This is a genomic window from Paenibacillus sp. KACC 21273, assembly GCF_028736095.1.
In the GTDB taxonomy this organism is placed as follows: Bacteria; Bacillota; Bacilli; order Paenibacillales; family Paenibacillaceae; genus Saccharibacillus; species Saccharibacillus kyungheensis.
This window is the reverse complement of the sequence record NZ_CP117876.1, coordinates 479,824-495,525: the sequence shown is the minus strand read 5'-3', so window position 1 is coordinate 495,525 and position 15,702 is coordinate 479,824. Positions and strand designations below refer to the sequence as shown.

The following is a 15,702-nucleotide window of genomic DNA, read 5'->3' as shown; positions in this document are numbered from 1 at the left end:
GAGCACCAAGCGTCTGGCACGCTTATCTCTGGTTGGAATGAGACAGGCTTTTTATATGTAGATCGAGATTATAGGAGGAGAGATCATCATGACAACAACCAAAAAATTAGTATTAATCGGAAATGGAATGGCAGGCGTATGGACGATAGAACATTTACTGAAGCTCGCACCACATGCATATGAGATTACTATTTTTGGAGCAGAACCTCATCCTAACTATAATCGTATCTTATTATCGACTGTGCTTGCCGGTGGAGCTTCGATCAATGACATCATTATTAATGATCATGATTGGTATCACGATAATCATATTACGCTATACACCGGTGATCCTGTTATTCGTATTGATGCTGATCAGCGTCAGGTCATCTCTGCTTCTGGCTTACATGTAGACTATGATGAAGTCATTATTGCAACCGGTTCGCGCGCCTTTATCCCGCCTATTCCAGGTTCAGACAAAGACGGTGTGATCGGTTTTCGAGATATTAAAGACTGCGAGACCATGATAGCAACGGCTCAAACGCATCGCAAAGCGGCAGTGGTCGGTGGTGGACTGTTAGGGCTTGAAGCAGCTCGCGGACTATTAAACCTCGGTATGGATGTTACTGTAATTCATATCAATGAACATTTGATGGATCGTCAGCTTGATCTCCCAGCAGGTCTGATGCTACAAGAGCAGTTAGAAGCACAAGGTATGAAGTTCCTACTTGGCAAGCGTACAGTCGAATTAACAGGCAAGCGCAGAGTAACAGGACTTCGATTCACTGATGGAGAATCGTTAGACGCTGATCTTGTCGTGATGGCGGTAGGGATTCGCCCTAATATCGATGTTGCTCAGTCCTCAGGACTAACAATCAATCGCGGAATCGTGGTTGATGATCATTTACACACCAATATTCCTCATATTTCAGCTGTAGGCGAATGTGCAGAACATCGAGGGATTGGATACGGGCTAGTGGCTCCACTATATGAACAAGGAGCTGTACTTGCTAAGCGTCTTGCAGGACTGGACACTGCCGGTTACGAAGGATCAGTTACTTCAACCAAACTTAAAGTAGCAGGTGTAGATGTATTTTCAGCAGGGCAATTTGCAGATACTCCACAGACCAAGTCGTTACGGATGCAAGATGATATCGATAGCATTTACAAAAAATTGGTGATTCAAGATGGGAAATTGATCGGAGCGGTATTGTTTGGCGATACGTCGGAAGGCAGTTCATTATTTTCACTGATCAAAAGTGGCGAATCGATTGTTGGACGTGAAAAAGAACTATTGACCGGCCATGTTGGTGGGACGACAGCCGTTTCTCCACTACAACGATTAGAAAGTATGGCAGATGATGAGATTGTCTGTGGTTGTAATGGAGTGAGCAAAGCGGCAATTGGCGATGCAGTACTTCAACAAGGCTGTCATACGATGGGTTCGCTCAAAGCTTGCACCAAAGCATCTGCATCATGCGGAGGTTGTGCTCCACTGGTCGAAGGATTGCTTCAACTATATGCTGGAGATTCCGCTCAAGTGACTGTCAAAGAAGGCATGTGTGGATGTACTTCTCTACAACGCGATGAGATTGTAGAACAGATCAAAACGATGGGTCTCAAAACTGTCAAAGAAGTGATGAATGTACTGGAATGGCGCGAACCTGAAGGTTGTTCCAAATGCCGTCCTGCCCTCAATTATTATCTAGGCATGTTGTTCCCGGCTGAATATGAAGATGAAAAAGAATCGCGATTCACCAATGAACGTTATCACGCTAATATTCAAAAAGACGGCACCTATTCAGTGGTTCCCCGTATCTACGGCGGAGTCACCTCCCCTGCTGATCTCAAAAAAATCGCCAATGTGGCTGAAAAATATAATGTCCCACTCGTCAAATTTACCGGCGGGCAACGATTGGATCTACTCGGGATTCGAAAAGAAGACTTGCCTAAAATCTGGGAAGAATTAGATATGCCTTCCGGTCATGCTTATGGCAAAACATTACGTACCGTCAAAACATGTGTCGGCAATACATTTTGTCGCTTTGGTACACAGGATGCGATGGCGATGGGAATCAAAATGGAAAAAGCGTATGAACGCTTAACCGGCCCTGCCAAAATTAAACTGGCTGTGTCTGGATGTCCCCGTAACTGTGCAGAAGCAACGATCAAAGATTTGGGGTTAGTGGCTATTGATGGCGGTTGGGAACTGCATGTAGGAGGCAACGGTGGGGTCAAAGTACGTGCGGCTGAACTACTTTGTACGGTCAAAACAGAAGAAGAAGTGATGGAATGGTCTAGCGCGTATTTACAATATTATCGTGAACATGCTCGCTTTAATGAACGCACCGCAGCATGGATCGAACGTGTAGGCTTAGATCATGTGAAAGAAGCACTTGCTGATCAACACACTCGCTTGGAACTGGTGAGCCGTATTGAAGAAACGCTTAGTTACACTTCTGATCCATGGAAAGAAATTATCGCCAAAGATGAATTACGCAAAAACTTTGAACCGCTACACCAAGCACCATTAACCGGATCGACCACATCTATCCATTAAGGGGGAACTGCGATGACGATGACTAAATTACATGTAGGGCATATTCAAGATATCGATAAAAAAGGATCACGTACATTTCTATTAGGCGAGATTGAGATTGCTCTATTCCATCTGAGCGATGGTAGTATTCATGCAGTCGAAAATAGTTGCCCCCACAAACAAGGGCGATTATCGGAAGGGATGGTGTGCGGAACAGCGATTCATTGTCCTTTACATGATTGGAAAATAGATTTGCGGAGTGGAAAAGTACAAGATCCTGACGAAGGCTGTGTGCATACGTACAACACCGAAGTTGATCCTGCGAGTGGAGCGATCTATATTACATTTTGAGCAAAGGAGTGGTGAAGATGAATAGAGCATATGGTACAGTCAGCATTATTGGTGCAGGCCCGGGTGATCCTGAATTGATTACGGTCAAAGCATTACGACGGATTCAGCAAGCCGATGTGATTATGTATGATCGTCTGGTGAATGATGAGTTGTTAACGTATGCCCGCCCAGATGCAAAAAGACTATTTTGCGGTAAAGCACCTGGATTGCATCATATGAATCAAGCCACTATTAATCGCACACTTCTCTCTTATGCCGTAGCAGGTCATACCGTTGTTCGGCTCAAAGGCGGCGATCCTTTTGTTTTTGGACGGGGTGCAGAAGAAGCTTTATTTCTAGCAGAACATCATATTGCTTACGAAATAGTACCGGGTATCACGTCAGCAATCGGAACGGCTGCCAGTGCTTCTATTCCACTGACTCATCGCGGTGTAGCGACATCTTTTGCTTGTATTACCGTATGCCGGGCTAATCCAGCGATTGAGCCAGCAACTATCGAAGCAGTATCTTCTTCAGCACCAGCGATCTCGCCAGCTCCTGTGCGATGGGATCTACTTGCACATAGTGTAGATACTCTGGCGATCTATATGGGTGTCAGTCAGTTGGACGAAATCTGTAGTCAATTGATCCTGTGCGGTAAACCTTCTGTAACCCCTGTCGCTTTGATCGAAAATGGCACAACCGAAGCCGAACGGATAGTTACCGGTACACTGGCTGATATCACTCAGATAGCGACAGTCGCTCATATCAGTAATCCAGCGATGATTATTATCGGTGAAGTGGTTCATATCCGGGAACAATTACTACAGATGAAGCATCAAGCTCACCAAATGATCGGATAATGCTCGTCTATATGTACAGCAATTGTTGGCACTCCGGCAAATTGTCCAATATTGCAATCACGTATATAAAGACACCTCTTGAATAGGTATAATCGTATGATCTATTTGCACCCTCTCCAATCGATTCTATACGTGTAGGTACGAATCTAAAAAAAGCCATTTCCCTTCATATAGAGGAGAAACGGCTTTTTTGATATCACTATTTTTAACAATTATGATTTTTAGTATGTCATATAGAGAGCGTTTTAAAAATGATCTATTTTGGGTCTGAATTATTTATTTGATCTCGAGTAACTCCTGTTAGTAAAGGTACTACTTCTCCTTTATTCACATCTATTAGACCATAATCCGTAATTTTGAGTGCAGGGCTAACGGGTAACGAATGCGTACTGATCGACATAATCGGATTGTAATGCTTGTATCCTAACTCGCGCATAGCTGTAACCAGTTGATCGACAGCAATTGCTGTTTCTTCCAGAGGGGCTTCTGTTAAGATACCGCCTACAGGTAAGTGCAGTGAAGCAATCACTTTGCCGTCTAACACAACACAGAAGCCGCCTTGCTTGCTAATGACTTCATTTGCTGCTATTGCCATATCTTGTGGATTACGACCGACAACCAGTAAATTATGATTGTCATGTGAATACGTTGTCGCTATCGCACCACGTGTAATCGTATCCCCACCGATCAGACCATACGCATGATTGCCATTTTTTCCATACCGTTCAAATGTAGCGATCAATCCATACCCACTCTGTTCCCACATCAACTGCTGATTACGCACACTTACATCGGTAAGACGTTCTTCAGTAAATGTTGATCCGTCTTTGACCATCATGACCCGACATTCATACAGACCGTCACTGTTGTGAACTGGAACTTGAAAATGTTGTTCGTTCAGCAATTCTAACTTCACACTGTTATAAAAGTGCGCTGGAAATTGCGGTTCGGAAGAAGGCTGTACATACGGCTGATCTTGCTGATACACACACAATCCTTTTTTATACACTTCATCAATCTGGAACTGCTCGATATCGGATAGTAAAATAAAATCGGCTAACTTACCGGGTGCTATAGCTCCACGATCACTCATCTTCATCCGTTTTGCAGGTGTAAAAGTAGCCGCATAGATCGCCGCTTCAGGTGTCATACCCATCTGAATCGCTTTACGCACGATATAATCGAGATGCCCACGCCACGCTAGACTATCTGTCATTACATCATCGGTTACAAAGCAAAAATGCTCTGCTACATCATGATTGATCATATAATCGATAATTTCCGGTGTCATCGATTTCTCTTGCAGTTCAATAAACATCCCTGCTGCTATACGTTCTGTCATCCCTTCTATACTCTGGTGGGTATGGTCAGAATCGATGCCTGCCGTAATCAATTGATGAAGATCCAGATCAAGTAACTTAGGCGTATGCCCTTCAATAACAAGATGCGGATAATGAGTCTTTATATGACGTAAAATCTGATTGGTTTTGCATTCAGGATCACGTATCACATCGACATAATTCATAATTTCACCGAGACAAATAATAGACTCGGTGCGCATCAACTCGTCAATATCCGCAATCTCGATAGAACCGCCTGTTGTTTCAAGCGGTGTTGCGGGTACAGAGCTAGGAATACTGTACATCATATCGCATATCACATCTTGACTGGCGGCGATCATTTCTTTGACCCCTTCAAGCCCGAATACATTGGCCATCTCATGCGGTTCCGGTACGATCGTGGTGACTCCACGACGTAAAATGCCGTGAGAAAATGTCGCTGGCGTGACCATCGAACTTTCAATATGCAAATGAATATCGATCAACCCGGGAATCATATACCGTCTATGACCTTCGATCACTTGTGTAGCTACAAAACGATCACTGCTTTGCTGACCGATATATAGAAATTGTTCGCCCTTAACAGCTACATCACCTGTACGAAATTCTTTATAGTAACTATTGTACACTTGCACATTTGTGATCAGCAGATCAACAGCGATTGGAGCTAATGTAGATGTGTTAGCTTCATGAGTGCGGTTCGTGGATGTATTTAGACTACTCATTGTCCCACCATCACAATCTTATCCGCTGGAAAAGTAATCATCACCTGTTGACCGGGTGCGATTGGGATATCCATTTCTTGATTCACTGTAAATGCTCCTAACGCTGTCTGTACTTCAAATTGATAACTACGTCCTAGATACGTACTGACTTTGACTGTGCCTGGTACTTGATTAGACAAAGACTTTTGCAGATCAGTCAATTCATCTAACCGAGTAATGCGTAAGTCTTCTGGACGGATTGCTCCTTTGTACGTCTCAGCTGTCGATTGCCCTGCTTGTAACTGCACAGCAAATCCATAATCACCAATCGTCCACTCTACTCCTGTATTTCCTTGACGTGTACCATCAAAAACCAAAAAGTTATTAAACCCGATAAAACGAGCTACATATTCGGTTTTGGGATATTGATAAATATCTGTTGGTGCGCCTAATTGCTCGATTTTGCCAGCATTCATAATCGCTACTTGGTCGGAGATCGAAAAACATTCTTCCTGATCATGAGACACATAGACCGCAGTCATGCCTAATTCTTGTTGTAAACGACGAATTTCCACACGCATCGTCACTCTTAGATTGGCATCCAGATTACTTAATGGCTCATCGAATAGTAGTAGATCAGGCTCAATCACAAGTGCACGCGCAATCGCTACACGTTGACGTTGTCCACCGGATAATTCTTGCGGGAACCGCTTTTCAAAGCCATTCAGACTCACAATATCAAGCATTCGCAATACTTTTTCTTTAACCTGTGCTTCTTTCACTTTGCGTAGACGTAAGCCGAACGCTACATTATCATAGACCGACAAATGTGGAAATAACGCATAACTTTGAAATACAAATCCAAAATTGCGTTTGTTGACTGGCAGATTCGTATAATCTCGCCCGTCGAACATAAATTTGCCACCTTTGGCCTCTAAAAAGCCTGCAATCAGACGCAAAGTGGTTGTTTTGCCACAGCCGCTTGGTCCGAGTAACGAAAGTAATTTACCTTCTTCTAATTTGAGATCGAAATTCTCCAAAATCAGGTGGTTATCATACGCCACCGATACCTGTTCTAAGCTGAGTAATGTCATCGTCGTATGCCTCCCCTTATCGTTTGGTAAAGTAAGCCAGCCCACCCATGAGACGTTCAATCACGAACATCAACAGACCGGTTAATATCATTAACACGACCGAAATCGCAGCTATCGTTGGATCGAAATAATTCTGTACATACGTCAACATCTGGATCGGCAATGTACTAATTCCCGGCCCTGTCATAAATACCGAGATATCGACATTATTGAATGACTCCAGAAAAGCAATTAATACCGCTGCCATAATTCCTGAGCGGATATTCGGTAACACCACTCTGAAAAATGCTTGTAATCGTCCTGCTCCAAGACTGACTGCCGCTTCTTCGATAGAGAAGTCAAAGTTGGATAGGCTGGAACCAATCACTCGAATAATAAACGGCAACATGATCACTGTATGTCCAACCAATAGACCGGTATAAATCGGTAAATGGTACATCACTAACACATATTTGAGCATCGTAAAACCAAGTACAATCCCTGGAATCAGTACCGGTGATAAAAAGATGGCATTCAGCAAATCACGTCCGCGAAAATGATATCGACTTAGTGCATATGCCGCTGGCACACCGAGAATCAAAGCAAGCAGATTCCCTAGTAACGAGATCACAATCGATGTGACAAACGTCTTCGGAAACATATCGACTGCCCATATATTTTGATACCATTTGAGTGAAAATCCATCCGGTGGGAATTTCAATACCGTACCCGGCCCGAATGAGGTGACCGAGATGATCACCAGTGGTCCTAGCAGAAAAATAAAGACTAACGTGCTAAATATCGCCAGCCCGTAATGTTTTTCTTTCATCTTCGTCTCACCCCTTCGGATTCAATTTGGTGGCTACTTTGTTCATCAATCCTACAACAACCAGTGTAATCAAAATCATAATCGTCGCAATCACAGAAGCCAGATACCAATCATTCAATGTCATCGCATTCTGATACAGGAATGTAGAGATTACCCGTTCCTTACCTCCAAGCAAGGCTGGCGTTGTATATGCGGTTAGACTACCGACAAATACAAGTACACTTCCGATAATCAGACCCGGAATCGTGAGCGGGAATAATACTTTACGCAAAGCGGTAAACCGAGAAGCACCCAAACTTTCTGCTGCCCGAATCAGTTCACTATCTACATTTTCCATCACACCGACAAGCGTAATAATGATCAATGGTAAAAATAGATGCACCAGTCCGATAATCATCGCTGTTGGTGTATACAAAATTTCGATCGGCTTATCGACAATACCCGTAGCGACCAGCGCATTATTCACCAGACCTTTACGTCCTAGAATAATCATCCAGCTAAACGAGCGCACCACAGGGCTAGTGAGTAGTGGGAAAATAGATAAGGCTAACAAAATCCCTTTTTTCCGTGTACCCAATCGAGAAATGTAATAAGCCACTGGATAACCCAGAGCGATACAGATCACTGTTGTAAATACACTGACTCGTAGTGTAGTCAGTAGAATCCGATTGAAATACGCATCTCTGAAAAAGTACAGATACCCTTCCAAAGTCGGCTTGCCTTCTTGCACAAACGTTGAGCCAATCGTCAATATAATCGGGATCAGCATAAATACGGTAAGGAACAGCAGCCCGGGTAGGAGCAGCCAGTACATCTTATTGATTTTCATAGGTGGGATACGCTCCTATCTGAGCAGAATTAAGGTGGTTCTTTGGGACGGCGTAATTGGTGTTACTTTTAAAAGAATATTTAAAAGATAAAAGATGATTAGCTAGTTGAGATTAGAGTTGCTCTAGTAAGTGTCGCTACGAAAACAGGATATTCTTACCGTCGCTTGTTGTAATCGGCTCCTTTGATTAACCGCTTTGCGGTAAGGAGTCGATTACAAAGGCGAGCGCTTCGCTCTTTCAGAATATTCTGTTTCCTCCGCTTAGAGGAGACAGCAACGATCGGATTGGTCTAGTGTAATCAAAAACTTAAATACGTATTATTTATCACTCGATTACGAAAATTAAAATTGTAGTTTTATTAAATAAAGCTAACTTTTTAGTAAGAAAATAACTTAATTACAAAATGACCAAGCACGATTTTAGATCATGCGAGGGATACAGAATAGTCGCGTTAAGGGTTGGAGTAGCAGTCCAAAAGCAATGTTACTTTGAAAAATCTATTGTGATGATATTTAGTTAGTCTGATTTATCTTTCATGCTTCTATTTCTACACTTGCTACAGGTTGAGTTGCTTTGAGATTACTCAGGGATTCCAAAAAGATTTTGAAAAAGGCGATATGGTTGACCTTTAGAGCGACTTGGACGTTGGGTTGTTTGCCCAAACGATTTTGAAAATCGCATACGGTTTGTCCGTCGCATAGGTCACTATTGGTTTCGATATCGATATGGTACAACGTCGTACTGATTACACCGGGATACAGAGCGGCGGCTACTGCAAGTGGGTCGTGCATTGCGCATGCTTTGACTCCATTACGTTGTTCGTAGCGCTCCATATAAGCGGATGTGCTCTGACCTACATATACTGCGATTTCAGGTTGAGCGGTTCGGTTGAGTGCGCCGAGATGGTTGTTGTTTAGCAATACTTTGCGTGTCACATCTAACGGTACAAGTACTAGATTGGCAAAGCCTGCGTTTAGGACTTGCTTGGCGGCTTCAGGATCGACGTACATATTATATTCAGCCGTTGGTGTGATATTGCCGTATTCATTAACGGCTCCACCCATAATAACGATTTCTTTGACGTTAGCGACAATCTCTGGTTGTTGTTGAATCGCTAATGCGACATTGGTCAGTGGTGCGGTGAGAATCAATGTGATCTCACCGGGATGGCTCATAATTTGCTCAATCATAAATTCGTGAGCGGCTTGAGGTTGAACCTGTTGCTCCACTTTCATTTCGGTTAATGCGCCACCGATCCCATCATTGCCATGAACCGAATGTTCGAATCTCGGCTTCCGTACTAACGGAGTATCTGCTCCTGCAAAAACAGGGATATCCGTACGATCGATCAACTGTAGAATTTTGAATGTATTCGTCGTCGCCTGTTGCATCGATACATTACCGTTAACCGTCGTAATGCCTAGAATATCACAACTGCCGCTACCGACAGCTAGCATGATACCGAGCGCATCATCGATTCCTGTATCTACATCCATAATGACTTTCCGTTGCACTAGACTCAAAGTACATCCTCCTTCGATCTTCAAAATGTGGTTATAACGGTAGTACTTTCCTTGAGCTTAACCCCCGATTTCACGGTTCCAACGATCTGTCCATGCTGGCATATTTTTATTAACAAATTCCATATCTAACTTACGTAGATTTTCAATAATATCTGCACCGTACGTAATTCCTTGCGCTTCTTCGTCTGTCAGTACCACATCTTTATTTACAGGAGAATCAACTTTGGCTTTAGCAGATTTCTCTTGTACGTCTTTGCTCAATTGCCAGTCGATAAATTCTTCAGCCAGTTCTTTGTTATCGCTACCTTTGACGATGTTCACTGTATTGATGACTGCATACGCTCCTTCAGATGGAGTGACGAACTTCGCACCCGGTACAGCAGCTTGAATATCTTTGAAATACATTTCCATAATCGGGCCACCTGCAATCTCTTCTTGTCCGATCATATTCACGTATTCTGAGGTTTGACTATAGTATTTGACCACACTCGGGTCTAAAGCTTTCAGTTGCGTAAATGCTGCATCTTCGTTGAATTCTTTATTACCTGCTACGCGCGACGCAGCATCGATCATCATCGGACCTGCAGTTGCTGTAATCGCTGGCATCGTTACATTATTAGCAAATTCCGGTTTCCATAGATCGCTCCATGATGTCACTTCACCACTAACCAAAGCTGGATTGTATGCAATACCGAGCTGAGCTACCGTATAAGCAGGGCCATATTTTTCGCCATTGGGTGCTTTGGCAATATCATAAATGTGATCTAAATTCGTCAATTTGGTACGATCAATCGGTTCGAGTAAATCATCGTCTATCGCTTGTTGTGCATAATAATCCGAGAGGTAGATCAGATCCACATTGGTACTGCCCTGACGGATTTTGTTTAACCGCTCTGCATTGTTGCCTGTTTCGAGTACGATTTTGACATTATGTTCTTTTTCAAACGGTTGGAAAACTGATTCTTGTAGAAAATCTTCCGAAAATCCCCATGTCGAGATAACCAGTTCTTTTTGTCCATCTGCACTGCCACCTGTACTTGCATTACCGTTCTGATCAATCGTTGTTCCACAACCTGCAAGCCCTACACCTGCTAATGTTAATGCCAGTAATCCACTCATCCACTTTTTACTCATGTTTGGTTTCCCCTCTCAAATGGTTGATTCTGAATAACAATGTTGCAACAATTACTTATAAACAAACAAAAAAGAAAAGTATCCTTGTAAGAACAAGAACACTTTTCTTCGATAAACAAAGCAAAGCGGTACCCGTTACAAACTGATCTGTATCCGGTCACCTTTTAAGATAGATCAAAAAAGGAAATCCGCCAGTCAGGTTGGCGTGTCAGTTGAAACCAGCTTGCGTTATTGATTCTCCGCCAGTACCACATTGGTAAAAGCCCATTGGGTAGACGCATCATAATCGCGCAATATAGCTTCAATATTCAATTGCAATTCTTGTTCTAACTTTTCACGAAATTTACGCTTATAGACGGTCGATAAACGAAAATCGACTTCCTGCTTGAGTGCAGGATCTTCGCCTTCAAGTGCAGCCGACCGTGGAGAACGTCGGTGTCTGGCTTGAAACGTAATAATATGATCTTCGACCGAAACTCGTAACAAAGTGGTTCCATAGCCAAATAGTTCTTTGGATACTTCGTTATATAACTGTGCCATTTTCTTTTTGGACTCATTGTGATCTAGAAGATTCATCTTATCACCTTCACTGGTAAATGTCGTACATTGAGTTCGTCCGACCTCGTTATTATACATAAATTAATAGAATGGAGCAACATAATTACGACTTTTAAAATAAATATTGTTCTATAAGCGAACATTGCGTGTAAGTATATTCCAAATCGTCCGTTTTATCGGGACTCAATTTCTGCTCGTTTGCCTGTCTCATGCCACCACTGTGCATATATGCCGCCAATCGCATCGAATATCTGGGTCTGCTCATTTTTCCATTGCTGAATCAGATCATCATCATAGGTTAAAAAAGACGTTTTGTTATCGACTTTGTATTTGTGTAATAACCGAATATGAGTCACCAGTTCTATCGTATAGGCTAATATCCAGTACAGCATCGCTTCTTCATCATAGATCATTTTGGTAAAAACCGTTTGACCCCGTTCATACATTTTCAATCGATACCCGGTAGCAGTCAGCTCTACAAAAGGAGCAAAATCATCTAAAAAAGATTGTACAAATGGATTGGTGATATAGTCTCGATACTCTTCTTCCTGTAATGAAGTACGTTGTAATAACGAATGTAATTGTTCTATATATTGCGCTTCTGTTTTCATAAGCAAGCTCCTTGATGTTCTATACTAATGACTCCATAAACTTGCCGGGATCATCACTAAAATCTGACCATGTACCCAAAGCGGTATATGTTAAATGCTCTTCATCATAGCAACCAATGACTTTTTTAGTCGGATTCCAGACGATACATAGATCTGAATACAAACTGATCTCTGCGGACAATCGTAGATAGCGCTGTCGCCCTACTTTCATTTCTACTGTATCCAGTAAAGACAACAATTCAATCTGCTGTGTTTGCTGGTCAGAATCTTCCCACTGTAATACCCGCTCGTCTGTACTTAGAAATTCGATTAATGCTTTAGGAAGCTTGTAACTTTGCAAAGTATATAATTTATTTTGCTCATTATGAAATGTGGCAGGCTCTAGACTTTTTAAAAGTTGTGCTAAGTACTCATTTTTATTGATAACCGCTATAGTATATGGACGTTCTCCATTTTTTTCGGCTATCGTGACATCTGCTCCACGCTGAATTAAATACTCTACCATTGCTACATTTTCATTACGGGTAGCTACAGTAAGCGGAGTCGCATGATAAGGATAGACCATGTCTGGCTTATTGTAATTGATATCTACTCCATGATCTAGTAAGAAATCGATCGTTTGTAGATCATGATTCGTTACTGCTTTACGTAAAACAGACCCTCCGTATTTTTGAATATCTAATCCCAATTCATGGATCAGCGCTATATTCTTTTTTTTGCCAAAATAAGCGGTATCATAAGCACTGGATTGGACTCGATTCAATCGATTGATCTGCGCACCATGCTCATATAAGTATCGAATCAGCGGTTCTTCTCCGTATCGTACAGCTAACAAAAAAGCAGGATTGTCTTTGGCATTCAAATTCACGCCATGCTTCACTAACCAATGCACTACTTTATCGTGTTCTAGTGTTATCGCCATATCTAATGGAGTAATCGTAGTATATTCACTCAAAACAAATGGTTCTTCAATATCCCAACTTTCTATAAATGATTGCTCTAAAGCAGCTATATCCTTATTGTATATATGTAAGGCAATCGGTGGCAATTGGGCAAACTTCCCGATATTTGCAATCACGTACATAAAAACACCTCCTGAATAATCATGATTGTATGATTTATTTTCGCTCTATTTGATCTATCCTACACCTTTTCTGGATATCGTCAAAAATCCGTCTGTCGTTGACCTAGTATATAGGTTTGGACAGACGGATCATATACTGTTTTTATTTATTTGATCTGAACATAGGTTTCTTTCTATACGGAATAACTACTTTATAGATCGGTTGTATTAATAACGAGCCGGTGCTGATTTTTTCGCAAGTTCTATCATATAATCAAAAAAGGTAGTCGGATTCGTATCATATACAAAATTCACCGGACGACCATCGGCTTGTTCTAACGTTCTACCTTGTGATGGACCATCGGGAATCACAACACAATTGACTACTTTTTTCTGTACAATATCTGGACGACCAATCGACAATGTGGTTAATACATCCCAGAAATAATACGTTGAATTGTTCTCCATATGTACAAGTGGTGGACAACAAGCATAACAGTTACCTAAGAAATCGACACCTTCATAACGACGGTCTGTTGACCAGCGTTTACGGATATTTAAGTCTAAAGGCACTTTAATGGTACTTTCTAAAGCAACCAGATCGATCACGATCTTACTTTGCCATACCCGATGTGCCGCTTCAGGATCCCAGAATACATTCCACTCTGCACTTCCATCATGCTCAGGCTCATCGACATTCCCATGTGCAAATCCGCCACCCATCCAGACTAATTTTTCAATTTTGTCTTCGATCTCTGGAGCTTCATCAAGCGCACGAGCTAGATCGGTAAGAGGGCCGGTAAATAGCAATGTTGTTTTTCCTTCTGTTTGTAACAATTGTTGAATCATATGACGGTGAGCTGGTAATTCAGCCAGTGGCGCTTCCATTTTTCCGGATTCATTTAGAATAGGTAACGCATCTACATAAAATGTATGCATCCGCCATGCCGCTGGAAAAGGATTTTTACCACGTGAATTGGAACGAGCTACTTCTGGCGCATATGTGCCAAAACGATCAATAATTTTGCGACTAGCTGCTGCACCGGGTTCCAAATATCCGTCTGCTGGAATAACCGATACCCCTGTTAATTTTACATTTTCCATCTGCAATAACATAAATAGAGATACTAGATCATCGACTCCAGCATCATGGTTAAAATAAACCGATTGAACTTGTGACATGATTACTTGTTCCCCCTGTAATGCATCTGTATATCACGATGCTTGAATTTCACGTTCTCTCTATTCATATCATAATGCCTTCAAGAATACCAGACAGCCCTTATCCAGATCACCGTCAATTGTTAGGCTGATTATGCTTAGCTTTCATCATAAGTTCCACTTCGATTTATTGTATATCTGCTACCGGTTCTCCGATCAGAAATGTTAATTTCCCTGATAATACACCTAGCTCTGCGGGTGTCTCCAAATAAATTTCGCCATCCATATCCGCAGGCATCGGTTGAGCAGTAGTTAATGTAGCTTTTGTAGTGCGAATATAATCAATATTGCTATATTGTGGATTCCAGACTTCTTCCGTTTTGCGACTTACCAATTCACGTAGTAAAGGTAATCCTGCTTCACGAATAATTAGCACATCTAACAGACCATCTTCAAGCGAGCTTGCTGGAAAGGGTAACGGATTCGTTCCCAAAAAGCGTCCATTGGCTACATAGATCATAATCGCTTCCCCGTCGCTTTCTCCTTCATCATGAGTCAAATGAAACGTAAACGGTTCAGCAGTACGTACAGTCTGTAATGTACTAAGGAAATAACTGATTTTACCGAAAGCGCCTTTCAGATCAGGATTGATATTTTGCGACGTTTCTGCGATCAATCCAATACCATAAAAGTTCGTAAAGTATTGTCCATTCACCGTTCCAATATCAATCGTACGTGTATAGCGTTCATTCAGTACTTCTGCCGCTTTGGCCATCTGTTGAGGCATCATCAGTGCACGCGAGAAATCATTACATGTACCACCTGGCAATACACCTATAACCGGCGGATGATCCAGTAATGCTAATCCATTAATACATTCATGCACTGTACCATCTCCACCTAGAATATAGACAACATCGTATTGTTCTCCTAATTCTTTGCATAGCTGTTGTGCTTCACCCGGTTGATCTGTTCGACGTACATTCAATTCAGGTAATGCTAATGACAAAATACTCAAAGCCGTTCCTAGTAATTCTGGAGTTAGCGAACCTGCATGTCCATTATAAATAAGTAGCCCTTTGTTATACATAAAAGTACCCCCATGATTGGAGCATAAGATACTTATTCATACCCTTGTTTGACTACCTTTTAAACGATTAACAGA

General features: G+C 42.0%; 14 protein-coding genes. 3 read left to right on the top strand and 11 right to left on the bottom strand.

The features are described from left to right. Positions 1–88 precede the first annotated feature (88 nt). From nirB to cobA, 3 genes are read left to right on the top strand one after another with little or no spacing between them, the layout of a single operon-like run. Positions 89–2,539, top strand: coding sequence for a nitrite reductase large subunit NirB (gene nirB / locus PQ460_RS02205; protein WP_274171645.1), 2,451 nt, complete (start codon positions 89–91; stop codon positions 2,537–2,539). Between the two features lie 18 nt (positions 2,540–2,557). Next, positions 2,558–2,869, top strand: coding sequence for a nitrite reductase small subunit NirD (gene nirD, locus PQ460_RS02200; RefSeq protein ID WP_274172859.1), 312 nt, complete (start codon positions 2,558–2,560; stop codon positions 2,867–2,869). Positions 2,870–2,886: 17 nt separating this feature from the next. Then, entirely contained in the window at positions 2,887–3,711 is an 825-nt protein-coding gene (gene cobA, locus PQ460_RS02195) for a uroporphyrinogen-III C-methyltransferase (RefSeq protein ID WP_274171644.1), read from the top strand. A gap of 256 nt (positions 3,712–3,967) precedes the next feature. Here the strand turns inward: cobA and PQ460_RS02190 are convergent, their stop codons facing one another. The 11 genes from PQ460_RS02190 to PQ460_RS02140 all read right to left on the bottom strand — a co-directional run bounded on the left by PQ460_RS02190 (position 3,968) and on the right by PQ460_RS02140 (position 15,627). Further along, on the bottom strand, positions 3,968–5,713 hold the full coding sequence (locus PQ460_RS02190) for an adenine deaminase (protein WP_274172858.1): 1,746 nt from the start codon (positions 5,711–5,713) through the stop codon (positions 3,968–3,970). 59 nt (positions 5,714–5,772) lie between these two features. Next, complete coding sequence (locus PQ460_RS02185; RefSeq protein WP_274171643.1) at positions 5,773–6,849, bottom strand: ABC transporter ATP-binding protein; 1,077 nt, start codon at positions 6,847–6,849, stop codon at positions 5,773–5,775. A 16-nt stretch (positions 6,850–6,865) separates the two neighbouring features. Further along, the gene (locus PQ460_RS02180) at positions 6,866–7,657 is read right to left on the bottom strand and encodes an ABC transporter permease (RefSeq protein ID WP_273613917.1); all 792 of its coding nucleotides are present in this window, start codon (positions 7,655–7,657) and stop codon (positions 6,866–6,868) included. A gap of 7 nt (positions 7,658–7,664) precedes the next feature. Beyond that, positions 7,665–8,486, bottom strand: coding sequence for an ABC transporter permease (locus tag PQ460_RS02175; RefSeq protein ID WP_274171642.1), 822 nt, complete (start codon positions 8,484–8,486; stop codon positions 7,665–7,667). A gap of 534 nt (positions 8,487–9,020) precedes the next feature. Continuing rightward, positions 9,021–9,983, bottom strand: a complete 963-nt coding sequence (locus PQ460_RS02170; RefSeq protein ID WP_274172857.1) for a nucleoside hydrolase — start codon at positions 9,981–9,983, stop codon at positions 9,021–9,023. A gap of 84 nt (positions 9,984–10,067) precedes the next feature. Then, positions 10,068–11,144 carry an ABC transporter substrate-binding protein gene (locus PQ460_RS02165; protein ID WP_274171641.1) on the bottom strand — a complete coding sequence of 359 codons (1,077 nt, stop codon included), beginning with the start codon at positions 11,142–11,144 and terminating at the stop codon, positions 10,068–10,070. 228 nt (positions 11,145–11,372) lie between these two features. Further along, on the bottom strand, positions 11,373–11,720 hold the full coding sequence (locus PQ460_RS02160) for a DUF2294 domain-containing protein (protein WP_273613920.1): 348 nt from the start codon (positions 11,718–11,720) through the stop codon (positions 11,373–11,375). A 155-nt stretch (positions 11,721–11,875) separates the two neighbouring features. Continuing rightward, entirely contained in the window at positions 11,876–12,313 is a 438-nt protein-coding gene (locus PQ460_RS02155) for an Imm63 family immunity protein (protein ID WP_274171640.1), read from the bottom strand. A 19-nt stretch (positions 12,314–12,332) separates the two neighbouring features. Continuing rightward, positions 12,333–13,397, bottom strand: coding sequence for an ankyrin repeat domain-containing protein (locus tag PQ460_RS02150; RefSeq protein ID WP_274171639.1), 1,065 nt, complete (start codon positions 13,395–13,397; stop codon positions 12,333–12,335). 207 nt (positions 13,398–13,604) lie between these two features. Continuing rightward, positions 13,605–14,558 carry a nucleoside hydrolase gene (locus PQ460_RS02145; RefSeq protein WP_274171638.1) on the bottom strand — a complete coding sequence of 318 codons (954 nt, stop codon included), beginning with the start codon at positions 14,556–14,558 and terminating at the stop codon, positions 13,605–13,607. Positions 14,559–14,724: 166 nt separating this feature from the next. Next, positions 14,725–15,627: a diacylglycerol/lipid kinase family protein gene (locus PQ460_RS02140; RefSeq protein ID WP_274171637.1), complete on the bottom strand. Its 903-nt coding sequence runs from the start codon at positions 15,625–15,627 to the stop codon at positions 14,725–14,727. Between the last annotated feature and the right edge of the window lie 75 nt (positions 15,628–15,702).